At 48.3% G+C, this 16,885-nt stretch carries 13 protein-coding genes; all 13 read right to left on the reverse strand.

The annotated features are described in order from the left end of the window. Positions 1–15 precede the first annotated feature (15 nt). The 13 genes from cobA to C1I60_RS00215 all read right to left on the reverse strand — a co-directional run bounded on the left by cobA (position 16) and on the right by C1I60_RS00215 (position 16,563). On the reverse strand, positions 16–1,569 hold the full coding sequence (gene cobA, locus C1I60_RS00155) for a uroporphyrinogen-III C-methyltransferase (RefSeq protein ID WP_137059960.1): 1,554 nt from the start codon (positions 1,567–1,569) through the stop codon (positions 16–18). A gap of 4 nt (positions 1,570–1,573) precedes the next feature. Then, positions 1,574–2,500 carry a hydroxymethylbilane synthase gene (gene hemC, locus C1I60_RS00160; protein ID WP_137059961.1) on the reverse strand — a complete coding sequence of 309 codons (927 nt, stop codon included), beginning with the start codon at positions 2,498–2,500 and terminating at the stop codon, positions 1,574–1,576. A gap of 1 nt (position 2,501) precedes the next feature. Continuing rightward, complete coding sequence (locus C1I60_RS00165; RefSeq protein WP_137060210.1) at positions 2,502–3,149, reverse strand: precorrin-2 dehydrogenase/sirohydrochlorin ferrochelatase family protein; 648 nt, start codon at positions 3,147–3,149, stop codon at positions 2,502–2,504. Between the two features lie 8 nt (positions 3,150–3,157). Then, entirely contained in the window at positions 3,158–3,985 is an 828-nt protein-coding gene (gene ccsA / locus C1I60_RS00170; protein WP_137059962.1) for a cytochrome c biogenesis protein CcsA, read from the reverse strand. A 15-nt stretch (positions 3,986–4,000) separates the two neighbouring features. Continuing rightward, positions 4,001–5,395, reverse strand: coding sequence for a glutamyl-tRNA reductase (gene hemA, locus C1I60_RS00175; protein ID WP_137059963.1), 1,395 nt, complete (start codon positions 5,393–5,395; stop codon positions 4,001–4,003). Between the two features lie 262 nt (positions 5,396–5,657). Next, positions 5,658–6,272 (reverse strand): ribosome biogenesis GTP-binding protein YihA/YsxC, encoded by a 615-nt coding sequence (gene yihA, locus C1I60_RS00180; protein WP_014277608.1) that lies wholly within the window; start codon positions 6,270–6,272, stop codon positions 5,658–5,660. 18 nt (positions 6,273–6,290) lie between these two features. Continuing rightward, complete coding sequence (gene lon / locus C1I60_RS00185; protein WP_137059964.1) at positions 6,291–8,627, reverse strand: endopeptidase La; 2,337 nt, start codon at positions 8,625–8,627, stop codon at positions 6,291–6,293. Between the two features lie 111 nt (positions 8,628–8,738). Further along, positions 8,739–10,466 carry an ATP-dependent protease LonB gene (lonB, locus tag C1I60_RS00190; RefSeq protein WP_137059965.1) on the reverse strand — a complete coding sequence of 576 codons (1,728 nt, stop codon included), beginning with the start codon at positions 10,464–10,466 and terminating at the stop codon, positions 8,739–8,741. Between the two features lie 227 nt (positions 10,467–10,693). Further along, on the reverse strand, positions 10,694–11,812 hold the full coding sequence (gene ispG / locus C1I60_RS00195; protein ID WP_137059966.1) for a flavodoxin-dependent (E)-4-hydroxy-3-methylbut-2-enyl-diphosphate synthase: 1,119 nt from the start codon (positions 11,810–11,812) through the stop codon (positions 10,694–10,696). A 110-nt stretch (positions 11,813–11,922) separates the two neighbouring features. After that, positions 11,923–13,179: an ATP-dependent protease ATP-binding subunit ClpX gene (gene clpX / locus C1I60_RS00200; RefSeq protein ID WP_025684004.1), complete on the reverse strand. Its 1,257-nt coding sequence runs from the start codon at positions 13,177–13,179 to the stop codon at positions 11,923–11,925. Between the two features lie 12 nt (positions 13,180–13,191). Next, complete coding sequence (clpP, locus tag C1I60_RS00205; RefSeq protein ID WP_137059967.1) at positions 13,192–13,782, reverse strand: ATP-dependent Clp endopeptidase proteolytic subunit ClpP; 591 nt, start codon at positions 13,780–13,782, stop codon at positions 13,192–13,194. Positions 13,783–14,195: 413 nt separating this feature from the next. Then, positions 14,196–15,509 carry a trigger factor gene (tig, locus tag C1I60_RS00210; RefSeq protein ID WP_137059968.1) on the reverse strand — a complete coding sequence of 438 codons (1,314 nt, stop codon included), beginning with the start codon at positions 15,507–15,509 and terminating at the stop codon, positions 14,196–14,198. 142 nt (positions 15,510–15,651) lie between these two features. Continuing rightward, complete coding sequence (locus C1I60_RS00215) at positions 15,652–16,563, reverse strand: hypothetical protein (RefSeq protein ID WP_170970713.1); 912 nt, start codon at positions 16,561–16,563, stop codon at positions 15,652–15,654. Positions 16,564–16,885 lie beyond the last annotated feature (322 nt).

A 16,885-nucleotide genomic window follows, 5' to 3' on the forward strand; every position in this document is an offset into this window, starting at 1 on the left:
TTTGGAAAAATAAAATTATGATGTCACAGCATTCGATTGTTTCCAGTCACATAGCGATTGGATCAAGCTTTCAATGGTTGCCTTTTCTGCCATGAAGCTGACGGTCAGGCCCGCTTGGGTCGCTGTTTCTCCGGTGAGAGGGCCAATCACAGCGATCGTCACCCCCTCCAGTAGCGATAGCGGATCTTCGACTCCCATCTTCCTGAGTGCTTCCAGAAAAAAGGTGACTGTTGAGGAGCTGGTAAAAGTAATCGCATGGATGGCACGTTCCTCAAGCAGCTTGAGCAGCTCATCATCCTGTGCGTTTGCCGCCAGCACGGTTTGATACAAATCAGCCTCTGTCACCTCAAGTCCCAGCTCTCTAAGCTTCTCTGGCAGCCATGACCGGGCAAGATCCCCTCTTGGCAGAAATACACTCTGCCCTGCCTGCAAATCCTGCTCAAACGCTTCGAGCAAGCCCTCTGCCTGAAAAGGACCTTCGATCTGCTCCGCTTCAATTCCGTGCGTGCGAAGTGCCGCCGCTGTAGCCGGTCCGACTGCGGCAATACGCGCCTTAAATAGCGAACGAACATCCTTGCCTTGTTCCTTCAGATGAGTGAAAAAGTATTCCACTCCGTTAACACTGGTAAAAAACACCCAGTCGTATTCAGGCAATCGTGCAAACGCCTCAGTAATTTGCCGTTTCGTTGGCTCATCCGAAGGGACAACCGTCTGGATGACGGGAAATTCATAAGGCTCTCCGCCAAGCTCCTCAATCCGATGAACCAGACTGCTGGCCTGTGCGCGCGCACGTGTAACCAAAATCCGCTTGCCGAACAACGGCATTTCCTCAGCCCATTTTAACTGTTCACGCTGATTAACCACTTCTCCGACGACAATGACGGCAGGAGGCTGAAAATTCGCGGCTTTCACCTTGGCCTCAATATCTGCCAGCGTACCCACCAGTGTATCCTGCTCCGCACGCGTTCCCCAACGGATCAACGCAACGGGCGTACTAGGCGGCTTGCCATGCTTCATCAGTTGTTCACTAATATAGCCGATCTTCGCCACACCCATCATAAAGATCAGTGTGCCCGTTGCATTCGTTACTTTATCCCAATGAATACTCTTGTCGAGCTTGTCCGGACTTTCATGCCCCGTAATGATAGACAGCGATGAGGCCATATCCCGGTGTGTGACCGGAATGCCCGCATAGGCAGGTACACTGATCGCTGATGTAATGCCGGGCACGATCTCATAGGAAATACCATGCTTGCGCAGCAGTCCGGCTTCTTCCCCGACCCGTCCAAAAATCGTGGGATCTCCGCCTTTGAGCCGGACGACCGTTTTTCCTTCCAAAGCCAGATCCACCAGTAGCTGATTGATTTCCTCTTGCTTCATGGTATGACGATCCGGTAGCTTGCCGACGTATATTTTCTGAGCACCTGGCTTCATCAAGCCCAAAAGACGAGGGCTTGCCAGTCTGTCATAGACAATAACATCACCCAACTGAATACATTCCCAGCCCTTGACCGTAATCAGTCTTGCGTCTCCGGGTCCTGCGCCTACTAAATATACCTTTCCTGCCATTTCATTATCCCCTCACCTGCGCCAGAATTTGTTCCGCTCCTTTGGCGATCAAGCTCGCCGCCACTGCTTCTCCCAGCTTTTGCGGATCATTTCCCTGGAGCGTTTCCTTCAAAATAACCCCGCCATCCGGCGAGCCTACCATGCCCGTGAGGCGGATTTCCTGGTCAGCCCAGATTGCGTGAGCCCCGATTGGCACCTGGCATCCCCCATTCAGAACTCCAAGGAAGGTACGTTCTGCCGCCACCGTAGCGGAGGTATCCCGGTCGTTATACAGGCGCAGCAATGCCAGCAGCTCTTCATCGTCTGCGCGGCACTCAATGCCGAGCGCTCCTTGACCGACTGCTGGCAAGCAGGCTTCCTCCGGTATATAGGACGTGATCCGGTCTTTCCAGCCCATCCGGTGCAAACCTGCCGCAGCTAAAATAATGGCATCAAAGCCTTCAGTCTCCAGTTTTTTCAGGCGGGAATCAATATTACCTCGCACAGGCTCCAATTGAAGATCTGGTCGTAAGGACTTGATTTGGCTGGCTCTGCGCAGGCTGCTTGTGCCGACCTTTGCCCCTTGTGGCAGGTCCTCCAGGCTCTTGGATCCCAGGGTAACGAGACAATCCCGCGGGTCCTCCCGACGCGGCACCGCGCCGTTCACTAGCCCTTCAGGCAATTCTGACGGCATATCCTTCATGCTATGTACTGCCATATCAATTTCACCAGCGAGCATGGCCTGTTCAATTTCTTTGACAAATAGCCCTTTGCCACCCACCTTGGACAACGTTACATCCAAAATCCGGTCGCCCTTGGTCAATATTTTTTTTACGACAAACTGCATATCCAGCCCATGCTCCGCGCACAATGCGTTCAAATCCTCTATGACATGCCCGGTCTGAGTTAGCGCAAGCGCGCTCTGTCTGCTACCTACCACAATTGTTCGCATGCTATTCCTCCTGATTTTGCGCAATCCATCTGTCCATCTCTTTCTGAGTCCATGCAGTAAATTCCTGACGTCGTATTTGCTCCAAAATTCCGCTGCTCGCCAAACGTCTCAGCAGTTTCGCCCTTTGCTGCGGGGAGGATACGATACGTTTAATCGCTTGCCGCATATCATACATGAAATCCAGATACGGTTCGTATTCATTGCCAAACAGCGTATCCAGAGCCGATGTAATTTCGGACGTAACAGCCGGCCCCGCACCTGCGGTGGATACGCTGATGGTTAGCCTGCCCCGCCGGATGATACCCGGCGTTATAAAGTCCGCCTCTTCCAAACGATCCGCCACATTTACCAGTATACCCCTTTGTCTGGCCTCATGCGCAACCGCATCGTTCACATCTCTCTGGTCTGTCGCCGCATATACAAGAAAGGCTCCCTGGAGGTCACCCTCGCGGTATACGCGATTTACCCAGTGGAGCTGCTTATGATCGGCCAGAACCTGTAAATCCGGCGTTATATTCGGACTGATGACGGTAATGAGCGCCCCGCTTTTCATCAGTCCCTTTACCTTGCGTTCCGCTATCCTTCCACCGCCTACAATACAACAGATCTTATTTTTACAATTCAGCAAAATCGGCACAAAATACTGCAAACGACCACTCACTCTCCCGTCCACTGATGAAATACAGACCAGGAATTAAGCAAAAAGTTAAGAATCAATAGCGTGTAGCCCACTAATGCCCACTTCGCCATTACGAGGCCCGACTTCTGATTGAACCTTTTGCTCACTAAAAATACAATATACACGCATAGGGCTATCGCTGTCATCAATACTTTGGTATCCAGCAACAAACGCCAGCGTTCTTCAGCAATAATAGAAATGACGGCAACTACAATAGAGACCGCAAGCAAAGGAGTACCGATCAACAGCGCCATGTGAGTATACCGATCCATCATTTCTAGACTCGGCAGACGCCGGATCGTATCATTCCATTTCTTGACTTTCAATTTACGATGCAAAAACAGATAAAGCCCCGAAAATACAGCCGCTACCGTCATGGCTACAAAGCCAAGATTGGCCAAAGCGATATGGATGAGAAGCAGCCCATGCACCGTATGCCAACTTCCAAGCGGATTGTTGGTGGGCTCCATCCATATATTATTGAGCACAAGAACTGCAAAACTAATAATGTTAAGCAGCAATACCGCAAATTCCGACCGCTGATAGCGTGACAGTATTAAAGAAATCACGACCAAAATAAATGAAAACAGGAATAAAAAATCGTAGGTCACGAAAATAGGAAGATGTCCTTCGTTCCAAGTTCTCATTCCCATATATATAAGCTGGAGACCAAGAACGACAGCAAGAAGCCCTGTACCTGTCCGTTTGGCACTCGCATTACGGCGAATGCCATCCGAGAATACAAACAGAAGGCTCAGGGCAAAAACATAAATCATCGAATCATATATAAGCGTGCTTAAGGCCACGTCCATCCACCGCCTTTACAGGCCAGCCGGCGCAAACGACGCTGGCGAGGCTTGGGCCTGACCGGATTTTTCATGAATACCGACCTCCGGTTTCATTAACGCGGATGCATCGCTTTTATCTACTTTCTGAGCGGCGTCCTCCAAACGATCCTCCAGAGCAAAAATGTGGCTAAAGAGTTCAAGCGCCTCATTCCCCTGCTTTTGGACAGCCAGTTCCTTCACCGTATTGATCGGATCATGCATCATCTGGTTCAGCATGCTTTTCGTCAAACGGCTAATCACTTTGCGTTGTCGTTCATCCAGCTCGGGAAGCTTGTTGAACAAGCTTTCGAGCGTATCCTGATGCACAGACTCTGCTTTTTCCTGTAAAGCACGAATCACCGGACGCACTCCCATCGTTTTTAACCATTGGTAAAAATCGCCAAGTTCTCCTTCGATCATATGCTCAATTTTGGCAGCCTCGGTACGACGCATTTCCAAATTGCTCTCTACGATACCTTCCAGATCATCAATATCGTAAAGAAAAACATTCTGCAATTCGCCAATAGCCGGGTCCAAATCACGCGGAACCGCGATGTCAATCATAAACAAAGGCCGGGAACGACGTCGTTTCATACTGGCTTCAACCCGCTCCCGATCCAAAATATATCCTTGTGCACCTGTCGAGCTAATGATAATGTCCACATCCGCCAACCGATTCATGCCTTCCTCCATCGTGACCGGCGTTCCGTGAAACTTGGAAGCCAAATCTTCCGCTCTGGATAAAGTCCGGTTCGCCACAATGACCTCTGCTGCTCCCCCGCTGTACAAATGCTTAACGGTAAGCTCGCTCATTTTACCCGCACCGAGAATCAGCACCTTCTTATCGGTAAACATCCCGAAAATCCGTTTGCCAAGCTCCACTGCTGCATAGCTGACGGATACGGCGCTTTCTCCAATGGACGTCTCCGAATGGGCACGCTTGCCCAATGTGACGGCCTGCTTAAACAGCATATTAAACCACGTTGCCGTAATTTTCTGGGATTGAGCCTGAAGAAAAGCGTTCTTCACCTGTCCCAAAATTTGTGTTTCTCCGATCACCATAGAATCCAGGCCACAAGTCACACGAAACAAATGCCGGATGGCCTGCTCGTCCTCATATATATATAGATGCTGTGTAAATTGATCGCGAGGAATACCGAACCATTGCTCCATGAAACTACGTATAAAATAACCGCACATGTGAAGGCGGTCCACCACGACATATATTTCAGTCCGATTGCAGGTTGCGACAATTACGCCCTCCAACACACTTTTGGTGAGTTTGAGTTGTTCCAGCGCTTTTGGTAAATCTTGTTCCGCAAATGTAAAACGCTCTCTGACTTCCACAGGCGCCGTACGATAATTCAACCCAACAACGACGATGTGCATTGCAAGTTCACCTGCCTAAACTGTAATAAGAATAACCACTGTTATCATAAACTATGTTAATTATATCACAGAAGTCCGAATGTCCTCCGGCTGTTTTATGAATTGTTTATGAAAATTGGATGGCAAACTCCAACATCCAAAATGTTCTCTATCGTTTGATATAGTTTGAACCAGTCTTAAAACAAATAACCATGGAATAAATCCATGGTTATTCTTCGCATATTTCTTTTCCGATAGACGCCTTCCACGAACGTCCTTCTTCTTAGATTTCCGGTTGTTCCTCGTCTTCGTCGTTCTCTATATAGCTGGAGATGACCGACCATAGCTCGTCCTTACCCATGCCTTCTTCGGATGAAAAGGGGATAAACAAACCCCCGGGAAGTATTCCGAGTTCCTGCTTGATTACTTTATAATGCTTTTCCCGCCGTGTTTTAGGGATTTTATCTGCCTTCGTGCCCACAACGCATACCGGAAGCCCGTGATGGCGCAGCCAGTCGTGCATCATGATATCATCCTTGGATGGCGGATGACGCAAATCGACCATTTGAAGCACCAGCTTGAGCGGCTCCCGTTCCAGCAAATACGACTCAATCATTTGTCCCCAGGCTTTACGGGACGTTTTGGATACCTTTGCGTAACCGTAACCCGGAAAATCGACGAAATAGAGATCATCATTAATCCGGTAATAATTGAGCTGCTGTGTTTTCCCTGGCGTAGAACTGGTGCGCGCCAAGTTTTTACGGCTAATCAAACGATTAATCAGTGACGACTTCCCTACATTGGAACGCCCCGCCAGAGCAATCTCCGGCAAAGCGTCCACAGGGAACTGATCGGGGCCAACCGCGCTAATAATAAATTCTGCTTTTGTTACTTTCATTGTGTCCTTAATTCCTCTCTAATGTACCCTCGCCTGCTCAACCAAAGCATGCTCCAGCACCTGATCCATATGGGCAACGGGAACAAATTCAACATCCTGCCTAATACTGTCGGGAATATCTTTTAGATCCCGTTCATTATCCTTGGGAAGCAGAATTTTTTTGTAGCCTGCCCGGTGGGCTGCCAGCGACTTCTCTTTCAATCCGCCAATAGGCAATACGCGGCCGCGCAGGGTAATTTCACCCGTCATAGCCACATCCTTGGATACATGACGGTTGGTCAGCGCTGAAATCAACGCTGTAGCAATGGTAATCCCCGCCGATGGCCCATCCTTCGGAATCGCTCCCTCCGGAATGTGGATATGAATATCATTTTTCTCATAAAAGTCCATAGCAATGCCCAACTCAACCGCTTTGGAGCGAGTGTAGCTAAATGCTGCCTGCGCGGATTCTTTCATAACGTCTCCCAGCTTACCTGTAAGAATCAGCTTACCGCTGCCGGGCACGACCGTCACTTCAATCATCAGCGTTTCACCGCCAACCTCTGTCCACGCCAAGCCTGTAACCGTACCAATCTGGTCTTCCAGCTCCGCTACACCGTAACGGAATTTGGCGACGCCTAAATAATCTTTCAGATTATCCGGTGTAATTCGAATCGGGCCTTCTCCGCCGGATACCACTGACTTCGCAGCCTTGCGGCACAGAGAAGCCATTTGCTGTTCGAGATTCCGCACGCCGGATTCACGGGTATATTCGCGGATGACACGCAGCAGCGTATCCTCCCCAATGTCCAGCTGCTCCTTTTCCAAACCATGCTCTCTCTTCTGTTTGGGCAGTAGATAACGATTAGCGATTTCGAGCTTTTCCAGCTCGGTGTAACCCGGAATGTACAATGTCTCCATCCGGTCCATCAGCGGACGCGGAATGTTGTGAGCAGCATTGGCTGTCGTCACGAACATCACATTGGACAAATCGAAGGGCAGCTCGACAAAATGGTCACTGAACGTATTGTTCTGTTCAGGATCAAGCACCTCCAGCAACGCCGCCGAAGGGTCACCTCGAAAATCAGAAGCCATTTTATCAATCTCATCCAGCAAAAAGACTGGATTAGACGTTCCTGCCGTCTTCATCCCCTGAATGATACGCCCTGGCATCGCGCCCACATAAGTGCGGCGATGACCACGAATTTCTGCTTCATCCCGCACTCCCCCAAGCGAGATGCGGACAAATTCCCTCCCCATAGACTTGGCGATGGAACGAGCCAACGAGGTCTTGCCGACCCCAGGTGGCCCTACGAGACACAGAATCGGCCCCTTAATGGTCTTCACCAGTTTGCGTACAGCCAGATACTCCAGCACCCGCTCCTTCGGCTTATCCAGTCCATAGTGGTCATCATTCAGTATCTCTTCAGCCTTAACGATATCCAGATCATCATCTGTAAACTTGTTCCATGGCAAGCTTAACAGCCAATCGACATAATTACGGATAACCCCGCCCTCGGCAGAGCTTGCAGGCATTTTCTCCAGACGGTCGATTTCCTTTTCAACCTTCTCCTTCACAGGAGCGGGCAGCTCCAGTTCACTTAGCTGATTGCGCAGTTCTTCTACTTCTCCCGCGCGACCTTCCTTCTCGCCAAGCTCCTTCTGGATCGCCTTCATTTGCTCACGCAGGTAATACTCCTTCTGCGTTTTCTCCATCTGTTTCTTCACGCGCTGGTTAATTTTACGTTCCAGCTCCAGTACCTCACGCTCGTTATTCAAAATATCCAGAAGCTTCTCCAGACGCTGAGTTACGTCGATCGTCTCCAGTATATCCTGCTTCTCCTTTATTTTGAGCGTTAGATGGCTTGTAATCACGTCAGCCAGCCGTCCGGGCTCCTCAATGTCGGATACCGCAGCGAGAGTTTCGGGGGTTACCTTTTTGGACAAGTTGATATAATGCTCGAACTGGGTCAGAACCGTGCGCATGAGCGCATCCGTCTCTGGATGCACGTTTTCTGCCTCATGCAGCTCCTTTGCCAGTACCTCGTAGTATTCCTCATTGTCCGTATATTGAATAATCTCGGCACGTTCCAGCCCTTCCACCAGCACCCGAATCGTTCCGTTGGGAAGCTTGAGCATCTGGCGCACTTTGGCTACCGTGCCGACTCGAAAAATATCCTCTTGTGCGGGTTCTTCAATATTTACTTCTGATTGAGAACACAGGAGAATCAAATTATCTTCAACCATCGCTTTTTCCAAAGCCTTGACCGATTTTTCCCGGCCCACATCGAGATGCAGAACCATGCTCGGGTAGACGAGAAGTCCTCTTAAAGGCAGCAAAGGAAAACGACGACCTTTTGTCTTGTTGGGTCCCATCGCTTTCGCACCTCCAGTGATTCTCAGGTTCCGGATTTTACAATCCTTCACGTTGTTATCTTTCATATTTTATCAAATGTTTTATGAAAAAACCAATGAAAGGGTAGTTCATTAGCAAGATCCTGTGTCCGATATCGTCCCGTTATGCGTCCCATCGGCCTGCAACAGGGAAGATTGGGATGGGCGAAAAGTATCAATTGGCGCGTGCACAGGTAAATCTGACGTCAATTCCTCTCCAAATACGTGGCGGAATACTTCCGTAACCGACTGCACCGGAATGACTTTCAAGCCTTCAATACTGTCAAAAAGAGACTGCCAGTTGTCCTGAGGAATGATCACCTTTTTAGCTCCTGCCTGAAAAGCAGCCTCAACCTTCGCTAATACGCCGCCAATCGGTTTGACACGACCGTGAATGCTGACCTCTCCGGTCATCGCAATTTCGTGATCCACCGGAATCCCCCGCATTGCGGATGCAATAGCCGTTGCCATTGCTATACCTGCCGACGGGCCATCTACTGGTGTTCCCCCAGGAAAATTAATATGCAAATCGTAATTTGACGGGGACAATCCGAGCGTACGCAAAACGGTCAATACATTTTCTACAGAGCCTTTGGCCATACTTTTACGCCGCAGCGTGCGGGAGCCGCCGCCAATCTCTTCCTCATCGACCACACCCGTAATATTATAGGTTCCCTTTCCCGCAGGAACCGGAACTGCTGTAACCTCAATTTCCAGCAGCATGCCCATATTCGGGCCATATACGGCCAAACCGTTAACAAATCCGATTTGCGGCAGACCCGGTACTTTCCGGTCAGGACGCGGTTGAATTTGGCTGCTGCCCGCTACCCACTCCACATCCGAGGCGTTTAGACGTTCCCGTTTCTCCGTAAGTGCCAATCCAGCGGCAAGCTGAATCATATTGACGGCCTCCCGGCCATTTGTGGCGTAGCGCTGTACGACTTCAACTGCCTCTGGACAAGGACCGAAGCCCAGCTTGTGGACGGCATCCTCAGCAATACGAGCAATCTCCTGCGGCTGGAGAGCACGGAAATAAATTTCCATGCATCGGGAACGAATGGCAGGCGGCAACTCATGCGGCGAACGAGTCGTCGCACCTACCAAACGGAAATCGGCAGGCAAACCATTTTGGAAAATATCATGGATATAAGCAGGAGTATTCGAATCCTCCGAGTTGTAGTACGCGCTCTCCAGAAATACTTTTCGGTCCTCCAATACTTTCAACAGCTTATTCATCTGTGTGGGATGCAGCTCGCCAATTTCATCAATGAACAACATACCGCCATGCGCCTTCGTTACAGCTCCGGGCTTGGGCTGTGGAATACCCGCCACTCCCATTGCTCCAGCACCTTGATAAATCGGATCATGAACCGAACCAATCAACGGATCTGCAATACCCCGCTCGTCAAAACGGGCAGTCGTCGCATCAATCTCCGTAAATTTGGCGTCTCCCTTGAACGGGGAAGACAGGTTTTTCTTAGCTTCTTCCAGCACCACACGCGCAGCAGCCGTCTTGCCGACTCCCGGTGGGCCATAAATAATAACATGCTGTGGATTCGCACTGCATAACGCTGCCTTGAGGGCACGCAATCCATCCTTCTGACCGACAATATCCTGTAATGTGGCAGGACGAGTGCGTTCAGCCAGCGGTTTGGTTAATGAAATGGAGCGCAGTTTGCGCAGCTTATCCAGTTCCTTGCGGGATTCACGGTCCACTGCGCTGCGGTTCGTCTTTTGGCTCCGCAAAAGGTTCCAGAAATACAGACCGATGACAATCCCAAAAAACATTTGCACCAACAACAAAATCATAGTAAAGTCCATCGTATTTCCTCCGTTTCTCATCTCAGCATTTTGAAAATGCCGCTAAAATGCCGTCTATGAAAAACAGTATTTCCTTTTCCCCAATAGCTAAACGGCAGTCTTCCAAAAGATCAGAGAGAAAATACAAAAACACCGCGAAGAACAGTTCTGTAGCAGAGCTGCCCTCCACGGCGTTTACATGATGGCAATAGAATATGATTATGCCTCTTTATGAGAACCGATTTGGCTTATACCTTCTCGGCTGTATGACGTTCCTCGCGACCCGGAATTTTACCCGTCTCTTCATACGCCTTGACGATGATGTCAATTTCTTTTTTCAATTCTTCAACCATGTCAGCCTCGGGTACTTTGCGGATCATTTTTCCATAACGGAACAGAAGTCCTTCCCCGCGTGCTCCGGCAATACCGATATCAGCTTCCTTTGCTTCCCCCGGACCATTCACCGCGCAACCCAGTACCGACACTTTAATTGGCACCTTGAGTTTTGCAATATAGTCTTCGACTTCGTTGGCGATAGAGAACAGATCAATATCCAGACGTCCACAAGTCGGACAGGAAATCAAAGTCGCTGCATTCGTGATTAGCCCAAAGGTTTTGAGCAGTTCCCGCGCAACCTTCACTTCTTCCACCGGATCGGCACTCAGCGAAATACGCATAGTCGAACCAATACCTGCTGCCAACAAAGCCCCCATCCCCGCTGCACTCTTAACGGTTCCGGTAAAGAGCGTACCCGCTTCGGTAATACCCAGATGTAGTGGATATTTAATAATCTCGGCTGCCTTCGTATAAGCAGCTATCGCCATAGGCACGTCAGATGCTTTCAGCGACACGATAATATCGTGAAAATCAAGCTCTTCCAGTATACCGATATGGAATAGTGCGCTTTCTACCATCGCTTCCGGCGTAGGATAGCCGTACTTATCCAGCAAATGCTGTTCCAATGACCCGGCATTCACACCAATCCGAATCGGAATTCCCTTTTCCTTGCATGCCTTTACGACAGCTTCCACTTTTTCACGACGACCAATGTTGCCAGGATTGATACGAACCTTGTCAATTCCGTTTTCAATCGCCAGCAGAGCCAGCTTGTGATTAAAATGAATATCCGCTACGAGCGGAATATGGATCTGTTTTTTAATTTCCTTAATGGCTGCGGCAGCTTCCTCATTGTTGACGGTGACACGTACAAGTTGGCAACCCGCCTCTTCCAAACGGAGAATTTCAGCGACGGTAGCTTCCACATCTGCTGTTTTGGTCGTACACATGCTTTGGATGATGACTTCATTGCTGCCGCCAATCGTCAGATTCCCGACTTTAACGGGACGTGTGTCTTGTCTTAAGAACATGTACTTTTCTCTCCCATTAACGCCAAACCTCCACCCCATAAAACCTCATATGGGTTTAGTGAAGTGGAGATCTGGCTTCTCGTGTTGTAGAGATCGCGAAGTATCAATCCTTAGGCGCTCTCTTCTTGTTTTTTATCCTTATCTGTACCACCAAGTTCAGGTGCGATTTTATCTTTTACAACCTGCTCATTGATGACGCAAGTCGTGATATCATCACGGGAAGGAACCTCGTACATCACATCCAGCATAATGCCTTCAATGATCGCACGAAGACCACGGGCACCTGTGTTACGCTTGATGGCTTCACGGGCAATGGCTTCCAGAGCATCTTGCTTAAACTCCAAAGTAACATTATCCAGTTCAAGCATCTTCTGGTACTGCTTGACTAACGCATTTTTCGGCTCAGACAAAATACGAACCAATGTGTTCTCATCAAGCGGCTCCAGCGTAGAAATAACCGGCAAACGTCCTACAAACTCTGGAATCAGACCGAATTTCAAAAGATCCTCAGGCAATACCATAGAAGTATATTCACCCGGTTTCAAATCCTTTTGATCTGTAGTCGCATTGAAGCCGATGACTTTCTTACCGACACGACGTTTGATCATTTGCTCCAGACCGTCAAAGGCACCGCCGCAAATGAACAGGATGTTCGTGGTATCAATTTGAATGAACTCTTGATGAGGATGCTTACGACCACCTTGTGGAGGTACTGAAGCAACCGTGCCTTCCAAAATTTTAAGCAAAGCCTGCTGCACACCTTCACCCGATACGTCACGCGTAATGGACGGGTTTTCGGATTTGCGGGCTACTTTATCAATTTCGTCGATGTAGATAATGCCGCGTTCGGCTTTTTCAACATCATAATCGGCAGCTTGAATCAATTTCAGCAAAATGTTTTCAACATCTTCGCCCACATAACCTGCTTCCGTAAGGGAAGTGGCATCTGCAATGGCAAAAGGAACGTTCAAAATTTTAGCCATGGTTTGCGCAAGCAACGTTTTACCTGAACCTGTAGGTCCGAGCATCAAAATGTTACTTTTTTGCAGTTCCACATCATCAATTTTGTTTTGTGTATTAATACGTTTGTAATGGTTATATACCGCTACGGACAACGATTTTTTCGCTTGATCCTGACCAATTACATATTGATCCAGAATGTCACGGATTTGCATTGGTTTAGGAATGTCTTTCAGATCTACTTCTTCCTCATGACCCAATTCCTCTTCCACGATTTCTGTGCACAACTCGATGCATTCGTCACATATATATACGCCCGGTCCAGCAACTAGCTTGCGAACCTGATCCTGAGATTTACCGCAGAAGGAACATTTCAGTTGTCCTTTTTCATCATTAAATTTAAACATAGAGCCACCCCTTTACAGATTAATCGGTCTAGACAGCACCTGGTCAATGATACCGTATGCTTTTGCCTCTTCCGCTTCCATGAAGAAATCCCGGTCAGTATCACGTTCGATTTTTTCGAGGGGCTGACCCGTACGCTCTACATAGATTTGATTCAGCTTGGCACGCGTTTTGATAATCCAGTCTGCATGGATCAGCATATCGGAGGCTTGCCCCTGAATGCCACCCAACGGCTGATGGATCATGACTTCGCTGTTGGTAAGCGCAAATCTTTTGCCTGGCGCACCTGCTGTGAGCAGCAAAGAGCCCATACTTGCAGCCATGCCTACACAGATCGTCGATACGTCCGGCTTAATGAATTGCATTGTATCATATATACCCATGCCCGCAGTTACAGAACCGCCCGGCGAGTTAATGTACAAATTAATATCCTTCTCCGGATCTTCCGCAGAAAGGAATAATAGCTGTGCAATGACGAGATTGGCGACATCGTCATCAATCGGGCCACTCAGGAAAATGATGCGATCCTTAAGCAACCGCGAGTAAATATCGTAAGATCGTTCTCCTCGATTCGTTTGTTCCACAACCATAGGGACGAGACTCATCACGACCAACCTCTTTTCTTTATTAAAATGAACACCAGTATTCATCCACTTCCGTTAAATCCCATTCAAAACGAAAGCGGCAAGCATGAAACGGGGACACCTTACAAAATATTTTAACATGTTCAGAGTCTCGTGTCATATTTTCAACCGCTCATATATAGAGTTCGAGCTGTTATACAACGTACTTAGCTGAGACCTTCTCATATTTAACCATGTTTCGTATGTATGTGCAAATGTACAGCAGTGACTTATGTACAACAATAAAGTGCAACTCACAGCACTTTCCATAAACGACTAAAATATGGATTACCCAAGGTAAAAATAAGGCACGTAACTTTCACTACGTGCCTTATCCCTATCTAATTGCTAGGTTGCAGCCTGTGCGGCATACCCCATATATTCTATCGTTTGAATTACTCGGCAGCTTCAGCTGGCGCTTCGACTTCTTTGCTGTTTTCCAACAACAAAGCGATCGTTTTGCGCAGTGAAATTTCTTCTTTCAGGTTTGCGAACGAACCGTTACCTTCCAGAATACTGCGAATTTCTTCAACCGAACGTTTGTAAGCTTCAGCCATGTTTTTCAGTTCTTCATCAATTTCCGCTTCGGAAACTTCGATGTTTTCCGCTTTAGCCACTTGCTCCAGCACGAGGTTGTTGCGTACACGCTTCTCAGCATCCACCTTCATTTGCGCTTCCAGATCTTCCTGGCTTTGGCCGGAGAATCCGAGGAACATCTCAAGATTCATGCCTTGGCTACGCAGACGGTTGTCGAAATCGCGAACCATGTTTTGCACTTCACTTTTGATCATCGCTTCAGGAATGTCGATTGTTGCGTTCTCAGCAACCTTCTCCACTACCGCACCCTCACGGGCAGCTTTAGCTTCGTTTTCCTTACGCTCCAGCAGTTGCTTTTTCAAGTCTTCCTTGAATTCAGCCAGTGTATCAAATTCACTTACATCTTTTGCAAATTCATCATCCAGTTCAGGAAGAACCTTGCGTTTCAGTTCATGAACTTTCACTTTGAAGACTGCTTGTTTGCCAGCGAGATCAGCAGAATGGTAGTTCTCAGGGAACGTTACTTCAACGTCCTTGGAATCGCCTGTGTGCAAACCGATCACTTGCTCTTCAAAGCCAGGAATGAACGTATTGGAACCCAGCTCCAGAGAATACTTCTCAGCTTGTCCGCCTTCGAATGGTACACCATCAACAGAACCGTCGAAGTCGATAATAGCCGTATCGCCGGATTGTGCAGCATCTTCATCAACGACAACCAGCTCAGCATGACGTTGTTGCAAACGCTCCAGCTCTTGAGCCAGTTCTTCGTCAGTTACTTCGAGTTTGCTTACAGGCACTTCTACGCCTTTGTAATCACCCAAAGTCACTTCAGGTTTAACAGTAACCTTGGCTTTGAATTTGAAGGATTCGCCTTTAGCGAATTGATCAATTTCAACGTCAGGGCTGTCTACCGGGAAAATATCCGTTTTTTCTACAGCTTGGCTGTAGGCTTCTGGCAGCAGGAAGTCAATTGCATCCTGATACAAGCTTTCAATACCATAACGTTTTTCAAAAATAGGACGTGGTACTTTACCTTTACGGAATCCTGGTACACTTACTTGTTTAGCCACTTTATTAAAAGCTTTGTCGAGTGCAGCGGCTACACGATCCGCGTTAACCTCAACTTCAAGAACCCCAAGGTTCTTCTCTATTTTCTCCCAAGTTGCTTTCATTTTATGCTTTCCCCTCCAACAAAATCTTCACTTAGTTTTCATATGATCAACGCACACAAAATAACCACTATAGTATATCTAACATTACTATCTTTTTCAAGGGCAGCCCCTTGAATGCTTCACAGGTAAACGTTTCCGACCGTTATGGAGTGCTCATTCCCGCCGCTACGAATAGACGCATCGACCGGTATACCTGTTCAAAACGGAAGCGCAATGCATCGGTAATGCCATATATAGCACGGGTTTCTTCCTCATCCTTGTTGCCACTCAGACTCTCCGATACCGTCTGATGGAGTGCTGCCGCCCAAATATCTGGCATCCCGTCCTCCTCCACCAGCATTGACCTGTAATCTTTCGTGCCGTACACTGCCATCACATACTGCGACCATAGCTCCTGCGCAAAATAGAACAGCGTAGGCTCATGTACCTCAGTCTGATCGGCCACCCGCTCCAGAATACGCATAATCGGCTCAGGAAATTCATCCGGCTGCAGCGGAATCGACTCAATTTCGATCTCCGCCTTTTCATCTCCCCGGCTGATTTCGATCGTCCCTTCCATTCCACGTCGCCGTAGTGTCTGCAAAACACGGAATTGAAGCAGAGGGTGGATTTCCCGTTCCTTAATCCACTTAAGCAGCGCATCGTCGATTTCCGGCAGATCCAGATAAGACAGTTGTTCCAGCGCTAAAATCGTCTGTTCCGACAACGGTTCATCCATAGCCATATGTAGCAGCTTGTTGCCGTAGCCTGCGTCCTGCTCCTGCTTGAAGCGTACATGTCGACGGGCCAGCTCTGCTTCATTGATCTCATCATCTGCCGTAGCGTCCGTTTCCGCCCCTCTGTCGGCATACTGTGGAAATGCGGCCTCCAGCCATTGTAAAAGGGCCTCCCACTCTTCGTACTGCTTCTGTTCCTGTCCCTGACACTGTATCAAAAAACGCAGCATCGCCATCGCCTCTCCGTAACGCTCGTTTTCAAGCATCACAGTGAGTTGAATTTGATAGTAATCCAATGTCTTCGGAAACAATACAATATTATTTTCTTTTGTCGTCACCTTGGAGTCCTTTATTCAAGGCACCCCCTCTCCTCCGCAAGCTAAAGTATTTGTAGATTATATGAGAAACAGCGGCCGAAGTCCAACCTCTCGTCTTCCACATATTCACCTGTATTCTAGCATACCCTTTTATAAGGCAAAAAAAACCACACATCTACTCCAAACTTATGTCGCATAAAGGCTAAAACAATCAAATAATATAAAAAAGACTTGAATCTTTTTTGCCCATGTGATATATTAATATTCGCTTGAATTTTATGTCCCAGTAGCTCAGCTGGATAGAGCAACGGCCTTCTAAGCCGTCGGTCGGGGGTTCGAATCC

This window comes from Paenibacillus terrae (assembly GCF_005217525.1).
GTDB classification, from domain to species: domain Bacteria; phylum Bacillota; class Bacilli; order Paenibacillales; family Paenibacillaceae; genus Paenibacillus; species Paenibacillus terrae_C.